Source organism: Pseudomonas sp. HD6515 (assembly GCF_024971855.1).
GTDB classification, from domain to species: domain Bacteria; phylum Pseudomonadota; class Gammaproteobacteria; order Pseudomonadales; family Pseudomonadaceae; genus Aquipseudomonas; species Aquipseudomonas alloputida.
Window position 1 is genome coordinate 363,920 of sequence record NZ_CP079827.1, and the last position, 14,586, is coordinate 378,505.

General features: G+C 63.6%; 11 protein-coding genes. 8 read left to right on the plus strand and 3 right to left on the minus strand.

The genetic code is table 11. From position 1 onward, the window contains the following. The first annotated feature begins 260 nt into the window (after positions 1–260). From glnE to KW568_RS01645, 8 genes are all read left to right on the plus strand, one after another. On the plus strand, positions 261–3,194 hold the full coding sequence (glnE, locus tag KW568_RS01610; RefSeq protein ID WP_003255650.1) for a bifunctional [glutamate--ammonia ligase]-adenylyl-L-tyrosine phosphorylase/[glutamate--ammonia-ligase] adenylyltransferase: 2,934 nt from the start codon (positions 261–263) through the stop codon (positions 3,192–3,194). 235 nt (positions 3,195–3,429) lie between these two features. Further along, positions 3,430–4,479 (plus strand): lipopolysaccharide heptosyltransferase II, encoded by a 1,050-nt coding sequence (gene waaF, locus KW568_RS01615; RefSeq protein ID WP_003255649.1) that lies wholly within the window; start codon positions 3,430–3,432, stop codon positions 4,477–4,479. After that, positions 4,480–5,538 (plus strand): lipopolysaccharide heptosyltransferase I, encoded by a 1,059-nt coding sequence (gene waaC / locus KW568_RS01620; RefSeq protein WP_003255648.1) that lies wholly within the window; start codon positions 4,480–4,482, stop codon positions 5,536–5,538. It abuts the gene before it with no gap. After that, entirely contained in the window at positions 5,538–6,662 is a 1,125-nt protein-coding gene (locus tag KW568_RS01625) for a glycosyltransferase family 4 protein (protein WP_003255647.1), read from the plus strand. Before waaC ends, KW568_RS01625 begins: the two co-directional genes overlap by 1 nt. Beyond that, a complete protein-coding gene (gene rfaP / locus KW568_RS01630; RefSeq protein ID WP_003255644.1) occupies positions 6,659–7,465 on the plus strand; it encodes a lipopolysaccharide core heptose(I) kinase RfaP in 807 nt (268 codons plus the stop codon). The genes KW568_RS01625 and rfaP overlap by 4 nt, the downstream gene beginning before the upstream one ends. Continuing rightward, positions 7,465–8,199 (plus strand): lipopolysaccharide kinase InaA family protein, encoded by a 735-nt coding sequence (locus KW568_RS01635; RefSeq protein ID WP_003255642.1) that lies wholly within the window; start codon positions 7,465–7,467, stop codon positions 8,197–8,199. Before rfaP ends, KW568_RS01635 begins: the two co-directional genes overlap by 1 nt. After that, the gene (locus tag KW568_RS01640; RefSeq protein WP_003255640.1) at positions 8,196–8,948 is read left to right on the plus strand and encodes a lipopolysaccharide kinase InaA family protein; all 753 of its coding nucleotides are present in this window, start codon (positions 8,196–8,198) and stop codon (positions 8,946–8,948) included. The genes KW568_RS01635 and KW568_RS01640 overlap by 4 nt, the downstream gene beginning before the upstream one ends. Beyond that, on the plus strand, positions 8,948–10,390 hold the full coding sequence (locus tag KW568_RS01645) for a lipopolysaccharide kinase InaA family protein (RefSeq protein ID WP_004576365.1): 1,443 nt from the start codon (positions 8,948–8,950) through the stop codon (positions 10,388–10,390). The genes KW568_RS01640 and KW568_RS01645 overlap by 1 nt, the downstream gene beginning before the upstream one ends. 18 nt (positions 10,391–10,408) lie before the next feature. Here KW568_RS01645 and KW568_RS01650 read toward each other — a convergent pair whose 3' ends face one another. The 3 genes from KW568_RS01650 to KW568_RS01660 all read right to left on the minus strand — a co-directional run bounded on the left by KW568_RS01650 (position 10,409) and on the right by KW568_RS01660 (position 14,557). Beyond that, complete coding sequence (locus KW568_RS01650) at positions 10,409–13,195, minus strand: dermonecrotic toxin domain-containing protein (RefSeq protein WP_004576366.1); 2,787 nt, start codon at positions 13,193–13,195, stop codon at positions 10,409–10,411. 67 nt (positions 13,196–13,262) lie between these two features. Beyond that, positions 13,263–13,448: a hypothetical protein gene (locus tag KW568_RS01655; protein WP_003255635.1), complete on the minus strand. Its 186-nt coding sequence runs from the start codon at positions 13,446–13,448 to the stop codon at positions 13,263–13,265. Beyond that, entirely contained in the window at positions 13,445–14,557 is a 1,113-nt protein-coding gene (locus KW568_RS01660) for a PepSY domain-containing protein (protein ID WP_004576367.1), read from the minus strand. The genes KW568_RS01655 and KW568_RS01660 overlap by 4 nt, the downstream gene beginning before the upstream one ends. Positions 14,558–14,586 lie beyond the last annotated feature (29 nt).

Consider the following 14,586-nt stretch of genomic DNA (forward strand, 5'->3'; position numbering starts at 1 on the left):
ATTTGCTTTCGCATTTCATGCTTTTACACGACACGAGTAGTAGTAAAACTACATTTGTGCGACGTTTGGTCGCACCTTGGCTTGTGAGGAAAAACGTTCATGTTGGTTGGCATTGTGTCGCGAACGGGTGGTTCTTGATGTTTGTTGCCAAGTTTTCGTTTTTTTCAGCTATTTCCAACTTTTGTACGACAGTCCAACCGTGGTCCGGCTTCCCCTTGGCCGCTTTTTCCCCTCTATTTCACGCCGATCAAGGATAGACCATGCGCCTACCTTTGCCCTCCGATCTGCCTGCCACCTTGCAGCCGCTGGTCACTCGCAACCAGCAGTTCATCAGCGATGCCGTGGCCGGCCACCCCGAACTCGACCTGCAGGCCTGGAGCCCGCTGCACCGGCAGCAGTTCGACCAGGTGGCTGCTGCCAGCGAGTTCGTGCTCAGCCTGGCCCAGCGCGAGCCCGCCATGCTGTTCGCCCTGCTGGCCAGTGGCGAGCTGGAGCGGCGATACGCCCCGGGTGAGCTGCGCGGGCAAATCGCCGCAACAGCCCAGGCGGCACAGAGCGAGGACGAGCTGGCGCGCAATCTGCGCCGCGCGCGCAACCGCCAGCAGTTGCGCATTATCTGGCGCGACATTACCCGTCAGGCGGAACTTGGCGAAACCTGCCGCGACCTGTCGGACCTTGCCGATGCGGCCATCGACGAAGCCTACCAATGGCTGTACCCGCGCCATTGCCAGCAATTCGGGACGCCCATCGGCAACCGCAGCGGCCAGCCGCAGCACATGGTGGTGCTGGGCATGGGCAAGCTGGGAGCGGTAGAGCTTAACCTGTCGTCGGACATCGACCTGATCTTCGGTTTCCCCGAGGGCGGTGAAACCGAAGGGGTGAAGCGCTCGCTGGATAACCAGGAGTTCTTCACGCGCCTGGGCCAAAGGCTGATCAAGGCGCTGGACCCGGTTACCGTCGACGGCTTTGTATTCCGCGTTGACATGCGCCTGCGTCCCTATGGTTCGGCGGGTGCCCTGGTGCTCAGCTTCAATGCACTGGAGCAGTACTACCAGGACCAGGGCCGTGACTGGGAACGTTACGCGATGATCAAGGCGCGGGTGGTGGCCGGCGACCAGGCGGCCGGCGCGCAGCTGCAGGAGATGCTGCGCCCGTTCGTGTACCGCCGCTACCTGGACTTTTCCGCAATCGAAGCGCTGCGCACCATGAAGCAGCTGATCCAGCAGGAAGTGCGGCGCAAGGGCATGGCCGAGAACATCAAGCTGGGTGCCGGTGGTATTCGCGAAGTGGAGTTCATTGCCCAGGCTTTCCAGCTGATCCACGGCGGGCGTGACCTCAGCCTGCAGCAGCGGCCGTTGCTCAAGGTGCTGGCCACCCTGGAAGGCCAAGGCTACCTGCCGCCAGCAGTGGTGGCCGAGTTGCGCGAGGGCTATGAGTTCCTGCGCTACACCGAGCACGCCATCCAGGCCATCGCCGACCGCCAGACGCAAATGTTGCCGGAAGGTGAGACCGATCAGGCTCGCGTGGCCTATGTGCTCGGTTTTGCCGATTGGCAGAGCTTCCACGACCAGCTGATGTACTGGCGAGGCCGTATCGACTGGCATTTCCGCCAGGTCATTGCCGACCCGGATGATGAAGACGGCGAAGGCGAACTGGTGGTGGGTGGTGAGTGGTCGCCGTTGTGGGAGCAGGCGCAGGATGAAGAAGCCGCTGGCCGGCAATTGCAAGAGGCTGGCTTCAAGCAACCCGCCGAAGCCTTGAGGCGCCTGGCCGGGCTGCGTTCCAGCCCGCAGTTGCGCTCGATGCAGCGCATCGGCCGTGAGCGACTTGACGCATTCATCCCACGGCTGCTTGCCCAGGCGGTGGAGCATGACAACCCCGACCTGGTACTTGAGCGGGTGTTGCCATTGGTCGAGGCTGTGGCAAGGCGTTCTGCCTACCTGGTACTGCTGACCGAAAACCCCGGTGCCTTGCGCCGTTTGCTGACGCTGTGCGCCGCCAGCCCGTGGATTGCCGAGCAGATTGCCCTTTACCCGCTGCTGCTCGACGAACTGCTCAATGAGGGCCGCTTGTTCAGCCCGCCCTTGGCGCCAGAACTGGCCAGCGAGCTGCGCGAGCGCCTGACGCGCATCCCCGAGGACGACCTGGAGCAGCAGATGGAGGCGCTGCGCCATTTCAAGCTGGCCCACAGCCTGCGCGTGGCCGCCTCGGAAATCAGCGGCAACCTGCCGTTGATGAAAGTCAGCGACTACCTGACCTGGCTGGCGGAAGCCATCCTCGACCAGGTGCTGGCCTTGGCCTGGCGCCAGACCGTGGCCCGCCACGGCCAACCCAAGCGCAGCGACGGCAGCCTGTGCGACCCGGGTTTCATCATCATCGGTTACGGCAAGATGGGCGGCCTGGAGCTCGGCCACGGTTCGGACCTGGACCTGGTCTTCATCCATGATGGCGATCCGCAGGCGGAAACCGACGGTGCGAAGCCTATCGACAGCGCGCAGTTCTTCACGCGTCTGGGGCAGCGCATCATCCACTTGCTGACCACCCAGACCAACTCGGGCCAACTGTACGACGTGGATATGCGCCTGCGCCCGTCCGGCGCCTCGGGCCTGCTGGTCAGCTCGCTGGGCGCCTTCGAGCGCTACCAGCAGAACGAAGCCTGGACCTGGGAGCACCAGGCGCTGGTGCGGGCCCGCGTGCTGGTGGGTTGCAAGCAGGTGGGTGCGGCGTTCGAAGGTGTGCGCGCCAAGGTACTGGGCCAGGCCCGCGACCTGGAAAAGCTGCGCGGTGAGGTGAGTGAAATGCGCGCCAAGATGCGTGACAACCTCGGTACCAAGGCTACGGCTGCCGGTACCGCGGCGAACGCCTTCGACGCCGGTGTACCCTTCGATATCAAGCAGGATGCCGGCGGTATCGTCGATATCGAATTTATGGTGCAATACGCCGCTTTGGCCTGGTCCCATGACCATCCGGCCATACTTCGATGGACCGATAACATCCGCATTCTGGAAGAGCTGGAGCAGGCGAACCTGATGCCGGCCAGTGACGCGGTGCTGTTGCGTGAAGTGTACAAGGCGTTCCGCTCGGCCTCCCACCGCCAGGCCCTGCAGAAGCAGGCCGGGGTGATCGATGCGGCACAGTTTGCCGATGAACGCCGTGAAGTGCGGCGGATCTGGGGTGAACTGGGGCTGACTTGAGATTGTTGGGGCCGCTGTGCGGCCCTTTCGCGACACAAGGCCGCTCCCACCATTGGCCGGCGTATGCAGTACCTTTTGTGGGAGCGGCCTTGTGTCGCGAAAGGGCTGCAAAGCAGCCCCAAAGGCTCATGCCTCACCACCGGTGTTACACTGTCGGCCACATAGCCTGAATATAAAGAGGGGAGGCCAGGCTGTACCGCAGTCTGTAGCCTCCCCGAGCGTTTCTGGACTAAGCATGAGAATACTGATCATTGGCCCCAGCTGGGTCGGCGACATGGTGATGGCGCAGACCCTGTTCCAGTGCCTGAAACAGCAGCACCCCGACTGCGTGATCGACGTGCTGGCCCCTGAATGGAGCCGGCCGATCCTCGAACGCATGCCTGAAGTGCGTCAGGCCTTGAGCTTCCCGCTCGGTCACGGCGCGCTGGAGCTGGCCACACGTCGGCGCATCGGCAAGTCCCTGGCCGGCCAGTACGACCAGGCTATCCTGCTGCCCAACTCGCTCAAGTCGGCGCTGGTGCCCTTTTTTGCCGGCATTCCCAAACGCACCGGCTGGCGCGGTGAAATGCGCTTCGGCCTGCTGAACGATGTGCGCAAGCTGGACAAGGCCCGCTATCCGCTGATGATCGAGCGCTTCATGGCCCTGGCTTACGCACCCGGCGCTGAGCTGCCGCAGCCATACCCGCGCCCCAACCTGCAGATCGAAGCGCAAAGCCGTGACGCCGCCCTGGCCAAGTTCGGCCTGGAACTGGACCGTCCGGTACTGGCGCTGTGCCCTGGCGCCGAGTTTGGCGAAGCCAAGCGCTGGCCGGCAGAGCACTATGCCGCTGTGGCCGATGCGATGATTCGCCAAGGCTGGCAAGTGTGGCTGTTCGGCTCGAAGAACGATCACCCGGTCGGTGAGCAGATCCGCGACCGGCTGATTCCGGGGTTCCGTGAAGAGTCGTCCAACCTGGCCGGTGAGACCTCGCTGGCCGAGGCCATCGACCTGATGTCCTGCGCCCATGCCGTGGTGTCCAACGATTCCGGCCTGATGCACGTGGCCGCTGCGCTGAACCGTCCGTTGGTGGCGGTGTACGGCTCGACTTCACCCGGCTTCACCCCACCGCTGGCCGAACAGGTGGAAGTGGTGCGCACCGGTATCGAGTGCAGCCCGTGCTTTGACCGCACCTGTCGCTTCGGCCATTACAATTGCCTGCGTCTGCTGGAACCGGGCAAAGTGATTGCCGCCCTGCACAGCCTCAGCGGACCGGACCTGATCGATACCGTGGCCGAGGTCGACTAAGTGCGGGTACTGATCATCAAGACCTCGTCGCTGGGGGATGTCATCCACACCCTGCCGGCGCTTACCGATGCCGCCCATGCCATTCCCGGCATCCGTTTCGATTGGGTGGTGGAAGAAGGCTTCGCCGAAATCCCCAGTTGGCACCCCGCGGTCGACCAGGTCATCCCGGTGGCGATCCGTCGCTGGCGCAAGAACCTTTGGCAAACCATCAAGAGTGGCGAGTGGAAGGCGTTCAAGCAGCGCGTGCGCGAGCGCAAGTACGACCTTGTGATCGACGCCCAGGGCCTGGTCAAGTCGGCCTGGTTGACCCGTTACGTGAAGGCACCCGTAGCCGGCCTGGACCGCTACTCGGCGCGCGAAGGCTGGGCCAGCCGCTTCTACGACCGGCCTCTGTCGGTCGCTACCGGCCAGCACGCGGTGGAGCGGGTACGCCAACTGTTTGCCATGGCCCTGGCCTATGACCTGCCAGAAGGCATCGGCAACTACGGCCTGGACCTCGACCGCCTGCAACTGCCCCCGGCTGCGCCCTATGTGGTGTTCCTGCATGGCACCACCTGGGCGACCAAGCATTGGCCCGAAGCCTACTGGCGCGAACTGGCCGAGCGCATGGGCCGGCGCAAGCTGGAAGTGCGCCTGCCTTGGGGTAATCCGGCTGAGAAGGCGCGGGCCGAGCGAATTGCCCAAGGCTTGAACAACTGCCAGGTGCTCCCCAAATTGAACCTTGCCGGCGTCGCTCGTGTTCTGGCGGCGGCAAAGGCCTGCGTGGCGGTCGATACCGGCCTTGGCCACCTGGCGGCGGCACTCGATGTGCCCACCCTTTCGCTGTTTGGCCCAACCAACCCGGGCCTGACTGGCGCCTACGGACGGACCCAGATTCACCAGGCCAGTGACTGGCCTTGCGCTCCCTGCCTGCAGAAGAAGTGCACCTACAAACCGAGCGCCGATGACCTGGCCCGGTTCGATCTGAAACGCGAGTGGCCACTGTGCTTCACTCGCCTGAATCCCGAGCATGTGGCGAGCCGCTTGAGCGCGTTGCTGCTGGCTGAGGATGTCCGTTGATGCAACTGGCTTTCGTGCTTTACAAATATTTCCCCTTCGGCGGGCTGCAGCGCGATTTCATGCGCATTGCCCTGGAATGCCAGAAGCGGGGCCACCAGATCCGTGTGTATACGCTGATCTGGGAGGGTGACATTCCGCCGGGCTTCGAAGTGCTGGTGGCGCCGGTGAAGGCGATCTTCAACCACCGCCGCAACGAGAAGCTCAGCGCCTGGATGGCCGCCGACCTGGCCAAGCGCCCGGTCGACCGCCTGATCGGCTTCAACAAGATGCCGGGGCTGGACGTGTACTACGCCGCCGACGGCTGCTTCGAGGACAAGGCGCAGACCCTGCGCGGTGGCCTGTACCGCCGCTGGGGCCGCTACCGGCACTTTGCCGAGTACGAGCGTGCGGTGTTTGCCAAGGACGCCCATACCGAAGTGCTGATGATTTCCGAAGTGCAGCAGCCGCTGTTCATCAAGCATTACGGCACCCCGGTAGAACGCTTCCACCTGCTGCCGCCAGGTATTTCCCAGGATCGCCGTGCGCCGGCCAATGCCGCCGAGATCCGCGCCGAGTTCCGCAAGGAATTCAATCTTGGGGATGACGACCTGCTGCTGGTGCAGATTGGCTCAGGCTTCAAGACCAAAGGCGTGGACCGCAGCCTCAAGGCACTGGCCGCGCTGCCGTCGGCCCTGCGCAAACGCACCAGGCTGATGGTGATCGGCCAGGACGACCCCAAGGTATTCCAGCTGCAAAGCGCTACCCTGGGCCTGGGCGACCAGGTGCAGTTCCTCAAGGGCCGCAGCGATATCCCGCGCTTCCTGCTGGGCGCCGACCTGCTGATTCACCCGGCGTACAACGAGAATACCGGTACGGTGCTGCTCGAAGCGTTGGTCGCCGGCTTGCCGGTGCTGGTGTCCAAGGTGTGCGGTTATGCCCACTACATTGCCGAGGCCGACAGCGGCCTGGTGCTGGACGAGCCGTTCGAACAAGATCAGCTCAACGGCTATCTGCAGCGCATGCTCGAAGACCCGCAGGCGCGTGCCAGCTGGTCGCGCAATGGCCTGGCATTTGCTGATAGCGCCGATCTGTACAGCATGCCGCAGCATGCTGCCGACGTGATCCTGGGGCAAAAAACCGCATGAAGCTGATATTGGCCGAACCCTTCAAACGCCTGTGGGCCGGGCGTGATGCCTTCGACGCCGTGGAGGCGCTGCAAGGCGAGGTCTATCGCGAGCTGGAAGGGCGCCGCACGCTGCGCACCGAAGTGGCTGGCGAGGGCTTTTTCGTCAAGATCCACCGTGGCATCGGCTGGGGCGAGATCTTCAAGAACCTGTTCACCGCCAAGCTGCCGGTGCTCGGTGCCGGCCAGGAGTGGAAGGCCATCCAGCGCCTGCATGAGGTGGGTGTGCCTACCATGACCGCAGTCGCCTATGGCGAGCGTGGCAGCAACCCGGCCGCGCAGCACTCGTTCATCATCACTGAAGAGCTGGCGCCGACCATCAGCCTGGAAGACTTCAGCATCGACTGGGTCAAGCAGCCGCCTGAGCCGCGCCTGAAGCGTGCACTGATCGCCGAGGTGGCGAAGATGACCGGCGGGATGCACCGCGCCGGGGTCAACCACCGTGATTGCTACATCTGCCATTTTCTGCTGCACACCGACCGACCGGTGACGGCAGATGACTTCAAACTGTCGGTGATCGACCTGCACCGCGCGCAAACCCGTGCCAGAATCAGCCGCCGCTGGCGCGACAAAGACCTGGCTGCGCTGTACTTTTCGGCCCTGGACATTGGCCTGACCCAACGCGACAAGCTGCGCTTCCTGCGCGGTTACTTCCAGCGTCCGCTGCGGCAGGTGCTGAAGGACGAAGCCGCGCTGCTCGCCTGGTTGGAGCGCAAGGCCCAGAAACTCTACGATCGCAAGCAACGCTATGGGGACGCACTCTGATGGCGAGTTGGACACTGGCGCCGGGGTACGAACACCTGGCGGCGGACTTCGGCAGCCTCGACGCGGTGTTCGCCCTCCAGGGCGAACGGCTGACCCGCGACCCGCTCAGTGAGGTGGTACGCATCGAGCGTGACGGGATCAACTACTACGTCAAGCGCTACACCGGGGCCGGCAAGCACATGCGCCGGTACCTGGGGCGGCCACGCATCAAGGCCGAATGGCAAAACCTCAAGCAGTTCGCCAAATGGGGTATTCCCACTGCCGAAGTCGTGGCCTGGGGCCTGGAGCGCAACGGCCTGGCCTTTGGCCGTGGCGCTATGATCACCCGTGAGCTGCCGCACACCGAAGACCTGTCGGCCCTGGCCGATAACAACGATGCGCGCTTGGCCGACCGCAGCTGGGTCGACCATGTCAGCCGTCAACTGGCGCGCCATACCCGGGTCATGCACCAACACCGCTTTGCCCATAACGACCTGAAGTGGCGCAACCTGCTGGTCGATGACCAAGGCACGCTATTCTTCATCGACTGCCCCACCGGCGACTTCTGGCGCGGTTTCATGTGGCGCCACCGGATGATCAAGGACCTGGCATGCCTGGACAAAGTGGCCAAATACCACCTGTCAGCTACCCAGCGCCTGCGCTTCTACCTTCAATACCGTGGCCGCGACCGGCTGAATGTGCGTGACAAGAAGCGCATTCATCGGGTACTGGGCTTTTTCGAGGGAAGGGAATGACCGATTACCTGGCCAGCGCGGACCTCGCGCTGCTCAAGCGCCATGGCCTGGACAACTTCGAGGCACTGTGGGCGCTGCAACTTGATGCTGTGGACGAACCCAACACCGGCCGTGGTGGCTGGAGCAGCGTCTTCCGTCTGGAACTCGAAGGCAAGGGCTACTACCTCAAGCGCCAGAGCGACTACCTGACCCGTACCTTGCACCGGCCGTTCGGCGAGCCCACCTTCGCCCGCGAATTCCGCAACATCAGTCGCTACCAGAAGCTGCGCATTCCGGCATTGCAGGCGGTGTTCTACGGCGAGCGCAAGCAGGGCGGCAAGCACCGGGCTATCCTGATGACCCGCGCTCTGGACGAATGGGCCGACCTCGACAGCCTGCTGGCGCAGTGGCCGCGGTTGGGTGAAGCCGAGCGCACTGGCATCCTGCAGGCCTGCGGTCAGCTGGCGCGCACCCTGCACAGCGCCGGCCAGGTGCATGGTTGCTTCTACCCCAAGCACATTTTCCTGCGTCAACGCCGTGAGGGTTGGGACGCGCAATTGATCGACCTGGAAAAGACCCGGCCGCTGCTGTTCGGCATGCGTGACCGCCTCAAGGACCTGGAGCCGCTGCTGCGCCGCGCGCAGGCCTGGCGCGTGCAGGATGTACGTACTTTGCTGGCGACCTACCTGGGGCAGCCGGCTGACGGCGCGCTGGTCGACACCTGGCTGCAACGGCTGACGCAACGCCGTCGTGAAAAAGAGGCTCGCTGATGCGTTTGTCTGAACTGAAGGATGCCGGGCGCAGCCCGACGCTGCCCCTGAGTATCACGTTGGTTGATGCCGCCGGCAGTGCCGACTTGCAACTGCTCACCCTGCTGCGTGTGCTGCCGGGCCAGCGTTATGTGGGCGCTGGTGTCTGGCGTGGCACACCGGTGCTGGCGAAGCTGCTGGTCGGTGGTAACGCCGCGCGGCATTTCCAGCGCGAACTGCAGGGTGTGAAGTTGCTGGCCGAACAAGGCCTGACCACACCGACGCTACTGGCCGACGGCCTCAAGGAAGGCGAGGGCGGCTGGCTGCTGTTCGAGTTCCTTGACGGTGCCCAAAGCCTGGCCGATGCCTGGGCCGCAGTGGAAAACCTGCCAGTGCTGGCGGACGAGCAGCACCTGGTACTGGGCGAAGCGCTCACGGCTGTGGCGCACATGCACGCTCAAGGCCTTTGGCAGGAAGACCTGCACCTGGACAACCTGCTGCGCCATGCCGGCAAGCTGTACCTGATCGACGGTGCGGGCATCAGGGCGGAAACACCCGGTCAGCAGTTGTCGCGTCCACGCGTGCTGGAAAACCTCGGGGTGTTCTTCGCCCAGTTGCCCAAGCGCCTGGAGCCGTTCATCGAAGAGCTGCTGGTGCATTACCTGCTGGCCAATGCCGAGCATGCGTTGCCGCTGGAAGCCCTGCAGAAACAGGTGGACAAGGTGCGCCACTGGCGGCAGAAGGACTATCTGGACAAGGCTGGCCGCGAGTGCAGCCTGTTCAGCGTCCAGCGCACCCTCTCGGGTTTGCAGGCGATCCGCCGCAGTGAGGTCCAGGCCATGCAGCCAGTACTGGAGCAGGCCGATGCGCTGATCGACAAGGGCCATTTGTACAAGACCGGTGGCGCTGCCAGCGTGGCGCGCATCGAGGTCAATGGTCGCCCGTTGGTGATCAAGCGCTACAACATCAAGAACACCGCACATTGGTTCAAGCGCTTCTGGCGCCCGAGCCGGGCCTGGCATTCCTGGATTGAAGGTCACCGCCTGGAATTCCTCGACATCGCCACGCCACGCCCCCTCGCGGTGCTGGAGCAGCGGGTGCTGGGCCTGCGCAGCCGTGCTTACCTGGTCACCGAGTATGTCGACGGCCCGGACCTGACGGCATGCTTCGCGCCCTACGTCGAAAGCGGCGATGCGCCCGAGGAGCAGGTGGATGCCTTGGTGCACGTGATGCAGCAGCTGATTCGCGAGCGCATCAGCCACGGCGACTTCAAAGGCCATAACCTGTTCTGGCAAAACGGCCAGTGGTCGTTGATCGACCTCGATGCCATGTGCCAGCACGCCACCCAGCTCAGCTTCGCACCGGCCTATGCCCGTGACCGGGCGCGGCTGCTGCGCAACTGGCCCAATGGCAGTGCCTTGCATCAGCGGCTGGACCGGCTGTTGCCAAAACTGGTCGACTGAGGCCGCCGGTTCCGGCTGTCAGTGGGCCGGCGGTGGTTGATCTGGCAGTGTCAGCCAGTCACTGCTGCGCCCTGCCTGGCGAACGCGTATCAGCCACTGGCCGTTTTCGTGGCGCAGCACCGCCCACGGCACCACGCCGGCGTCGCTGGCGATGGCAAGCTGCAAGTGGTAATGATCCGGCAGCAGGTGGCGGCGCACAAGCAACTGCCCGTCCTCGAGCGCCAGGTACAGCTGATCGTCAGCTTGAAAAAGCCCTTGTTCGATGTTTACCGGCAGGCCGTCCACAGGCGTTTGCAGATAGCAGTCCTGCAGTAATTGTGTCAGGTCGGGCAGCCCGTCGTACCAGAGCACCGGTGAGTCGATGACCCACTGCCCGTCGGCTTTGCGCTTGAGCGGTTGCTGCAGATAGGCATCTGGCTGGTCAGGGTCGATGGCTCGCCAGCGGTAGCCGTCGAAGCTGACCCGGTAATAGCGGTTGTCGTTGTCCTTGACGAAGTACAGCGATTGCCCACCAAACGCCGAGCTTTGCTCGTAGACACCTTCACCGTAGATACCGTCTATGCGATAGCGCAGGCTGCTGCTGCCCGGTTGTACCTGGAGGCGTGCGGGCAGCGGCAGTGGCGGTTGTTTGGGGATCCCGCGCAGGGATCGGCGCAGCACTCTGGAACCCAGAAAACTGGTTCCCGCATCGTTGATGTGGCTAAGCGCCTGATAGGCATGCCGTATCACCCCTTCGACATCCTCTTGCTTGAAGGCCTCGGCGCCGTCCCAGATATCGATTGCCATGCGGCCGATCGACAGCACCAGCAGCGCACGGTTCGGCAGCAGCAGGCTGATGAAGTCCAGTAAGCGCCAGCTCAGCGCCATGACCGACTCCACATTCACTTCCCTGGTCGTCATGCTTTCGGCATCGGCCTGAGCGATCAGCGCCCGGGCTTCGGCCATGTAGTAGACGAAGAACAGGTCGTCCTTGATCTCGGGTGTCGTCAAATGTGTGCTCATGCGACCCTTCTCCAGCAGCCGCTCCACCGTGGCGGCAGGCAGCAATGGCAGGCGCTGGGCTACGTATGCTCTCAACGTGGGCTGTTGGCGCAATGTGCGAAGCAGTTCGCGGGTCGTGCGAAAACGGCGCCAGGCCCTGCGGTCCGGGGCATCCGGGGTGTACAGCACGCATGCCGGAGACTTGTAGGGGAGGCTGTTGAGCAGAAGCACGCCCTGCAGGGTATGGCCCATGATGTTCAACTGCCGAACAGTGACCGGGTAGCCTGCTACTGGCGCACGCAAGGCATTGTGTGGTTGGTCCAGCACTGCGCGCACCCAGTTGTAGCCATGTTCGAAAGGGTCTTCGCCAAAGTGTCCGGCGTAGCGCGCCTTCACGGCTTCAGCGTGCATGCGTGCATGGTTGACCTTGCTGTGCGCAGTCAGGCGCCATTTGCCTGCTCTGGAACTGATCAGTTGGGTGTGCAGGTACTTTGCGTAGCTGTCACCCACGTTCAGTTCCCGGACCATGTGCTTGACATACTGCGGCGTGAGCCCGGCGGGCATGGCTTTGCCGTGGGCATGGATCACCCGGGCAGTCAGCCAGTAGTCGGTATCGAACCACGGCAAGTTCTTGAGGGCGATCTCTTCGAGGGTGTTGATTTCCTCGACCATCTCCACCATCTCGTGGCCCACGCGTCGCATGCCTACATAGGTGACATAGGATGAGAGGGCGAAGGGATGCATGATGGCGCCCGTGCGGCGGGCGCGTACGACCACGATCTTGATCTCGCGAGGATCTGTGTCGTACCCCAGGTCATGGCTCAGGTGCTCGCGAAGGCGTGCGTTGGCCCAGGCCAGCAGGCTATTGCGTTGTTTGAAGTCGTTAAGGCTCAGCACTCCCGGGGCAGCAGCCTGCTCGGCGATTGCCACCAGCGTTTGCATGGCCTGCATCATATGGCTCAGGCCTTGCGCAGATGTATTGCGCAGCCAGTTGGGCAGATTCTTCTCAAGCAATTGAGAGTAGCGTGTTTGCAGGATGGGTTTGGCGCCGACTTCGGGCCATAGCGCCAGGGCTTTATGTATTCGGGTGTGCTGGTCGGGTGAGCCGTTGCTCCACAAGCCGGTGTCACTCAGGCGTTGGCGTTGGGCTTCTATCACACTGTCGATCTGGGCCTCCAGCAGGCTGTCGGCGTACCAGTCATAGCGCAGGCGCTGTGACCGGCGAGCGCGGTCCGCCTGCGTGTCAGTGTACAGATGCAGCAGCGGTCTGCTCTGGAGTGGGTCTTCCAGGCGTTCGCAAAGCTCCTGGTGCAGTGCGCCCAGGGAGTCGAAAGCCTCGATGCCTTGTGACAGGCTGCACAGCAAAGCAGCGCCTGCGGCATCCTGAGGCGTGAGCATAGGGCCTTCGGCGGTACCGGCAGCGATGATCAGTGTGCCTGGCAGGTAGCTTCGCCAGTTGGGCCGTAGGCCTTCCAGCAGAACGCGGTAGACCTGTGGCCTTTTGGCCAGGGGCATATGCCTGCGCTGGGAGGGTAGTGGCTGTTGCAGGCAGGCCCATAGTTGATCGGCTGAGCGGTAGCCCAAGGTCTCGTCGCCCAGGCGCAGTTCAACCTCGGCCAGCATCAGCGCCTTGCGCAGTGCCAGCAGCTTTTGTCTGGGGGTTTCGCCTTGCTCATCGGCCGTGGTCCAGAAGCTGGCCAGTTCGCCGTGCAGCCAGGTGCGCGTGTCGGGGTTGATGGGGTGTTGAAGGTCGAGGGTCGGAAGGCCGTCGAGCAAGCCACCGATTTGTCGGTCGATCTGTTCCAGTTGTTCGAGGGGGCGCATGGGGCGGTTCCTTGGTTGAGGAAAACCCCATGCTTGGCAATACCTGCGGTTGCGGGGTGGTAGCGGGCTAGCGCCCCCGACGCCAGAGCAGCCCGCGCAGGCTCAGCAGGGCCGGCAGGCCCAGGCCGGCCCATGCCAGAACGTCCCAGCCACCGTCGCCGAGCAGTGCGGCGAACAGGCCCAGGAAGCCAAGCAGGGCAATCAACGCTGGCCAGGCGAAGAGGCGTGCAGTGGCGTGAGACCTGTGGCTCATGCGCGTGCCTCCCTGGGTTTGCGCTGCTTGCCCCACCACAGGTAGAGGCCGCTGCCGAGCACGATGATTGTCAGCACGTCCAGTAACGCCCAGAGGATCTGCATCGGTCGCCCGCCGTAATCGCCGAAATGCAGTGGCTGCGACAGGCCCATGGCATCCATGTACCAGGGACGGTTGCCGACGGCAGTCACTTCAAGGGTGCGAGCATCGATCAGTACCGGCGTGAACAGGTGCGAACTCAGGTGGGTGGCACCGTTCATGAACACCGCATAGTGGTGCTCGCTGGAGAAACGCGTGCCAGGAAACGCGATGAAGTCCGGGCGCATGCCCGGCGCGGCCTGTTCGGCAATGTCCAGCAGGCGAGTGGCTGGGGCGCGCTCGACGAGCGGCGGGGCGTCGCGGTAGGGGGCAACCATCGCAGCCAGGCTGTCGTTGCGCCAGGCCGCGATGACCAGGTCGGACAGGGCACTGATTACCCCGGTCACGCTCACTGTCAATGCCCAGGCCAGGGTGACCACGCCGATCAGGTTGTGCAGGTCGAGCCAGCGCAGGCGGCGGGACTTCTTGTGGCGTACGGTGCCGAATTCCAGGCGGCGCATGAACGGCGCATAGAGCACGGTGCCGGAGACAATCGCGACAATGAACAATACGCCCATGAAGGCCAGCAGCAGCTTGCCCGGCAGGCCTGCGAACATGTCCACATGCAGGCGCAGCATCACCATCATGAAACCGCCGTTGGCGGCCGGCATGGCCACCGCCTCGCCGGTGCGTGCATCGAGCATGAAGGTGTGCGACAGGTTGGGGTCGGTGCCGGCGGTGGCGGCGGTAATGGCGACCACGCCGTTGGGCTCATCTTCATCGTAGCCGAAGTACTGCATGACCTCGCCGGGGCGATGTTGTTCGGCCTTGAGCACCAGTTGCTGCAGGTCGAGGTGCGGGGTGCCTGCCGGCATTTCACGCAGTTCAGGGGCGTCGCCTAGCAGGTGTTCGAGTTCGTGGTGGAAGATCAGCGGCAGGCCGGTGACTGCCAGCAACAGCAGAAACAGGGTACAGACCAGGCTGCTCCAGGTGTGGATCAAGGACCAGCGGCGGATGGTGGGGCTCTTCATCACGGTACCGATTGTTGTCGGTTGGAACC